Origin of the sequence: Lysinibacillus sp. FJAT-14745 (genome assembly GCF_001275675.1) — a bacterium.
Lineage (GTDB): Bacteria > Bacillota > Bacilli > Bacillales_A > Planococcaceae > Lysinibacillus.
This window is the reverse complement of the sequence record NZ_LITM01000003.1, coordinates 144,096-145,165: the sequence shown is the minus strand read 5'-3', so window position 1 is coordinate 145,165 and position 1,070 is coordinate 144,096. Positions and strand designations below refer to the sequence as shown.

The following is a 1,070-nucleotide window of genomic DNA, read 5'->3' as shown; positions in this document are numbered from 1 at the left end:
AGACAATTTTACTAGAGTGCAATGCTGAATGGATTCAGTATGGCTCTTAGTCAAGCACATGTTTTGGTGAAGAGCCTATTAGAAAGGGGAAAAATTAAATGAAAATAATAAAATGCACACTCAGGACTGAAGTCACATACGATGAAGAAATGAAAAATAAGTACGTTGTTAAAAAGGAATGGGACAAGAACAAAAGAAAGGCACTCATTCTGATGAAAAGTGCCGGCTTAACAGATGAAATTGTACAGGATCAAACGACAATGTATGTCATGAATAATCTTGCAAAGCTAGGATACAATAGGTGCAGGAATTTATGAGATTAGTGTATATAAAAATGATGAATCTAGGGTTCTTTATATAGGTGAATCAGTTTTTGTTTTAGTACGATGTGCATCACATTTATATGAGTTAAATAAGGATCCAAAATATTTTGGATTTACTGAAGAGACAATCAGAGACTCAGATGTAAAATTAAAATTTAGACTACTTGAAAAAGTGAATCAAAGGGATTTACGAAAGAAAAGAGAAAAAGAGCTAATCAAAGAGAAAGCACCGTTGACTCAAAGTGGAATTAGTGGTTATCAAAAAAGTGTAGAAGATAAAATTTCAGCACTCACAAGTTTCTTGAATTCTAATTTTACTAATATATAAATTACAATATAAAAAACCGCACTTAGCTACATTACGGTGAACCGTACCATAAGTAAGTGAGGTTATTATTAGCTATTAAAAAGAGTAGCCCAGGCGAGAGGTGCTGCACCCACTAAATGAACAATCGAATGCAACAATCTCTAGCGAAGTGACTTTTGAACAAGTAGAGGCTGTACTACAAAACTTTCAAAAGGCTTTTCAGCAGTCACTTACAAGGGAACAAAGAGAGTAACCAACGTTCACCACTGTTTAAGTAGGTTTATATTTTCGTATTGAATTCCATTTGAAATATATTTGGTTCCTTTTCTGATGAAAATTTTTAAAAAGGGTAATTGTAAAATAACACTACCGTCGCATGAATTTTAACTGAAATTTCAGATTTATTATTCCGCCTTTTTAGAGTAAAAACGAAGACATGT

The 1,070-nt window shown here is 32.8% G+C and carries 1 protein-coding gene; it reads left to right on the top strand.

Annotation, left to right across the window (positions count from 1 at the left end):
- The first annotated feature begins 98 nt into the window (after positions 1 to 98).
- Positions 99 to 317, top strand: a complete 219-nt coding sequence (locus tag AMS59_RS06330; protein WP_053482915.1) for a DUF1643 domain-containing protein — start codon at positions 99 to 101, stop codon at positions 315 to 317.
- Positions 318 to 1,070: the final 753 nt, after the last annotated feature.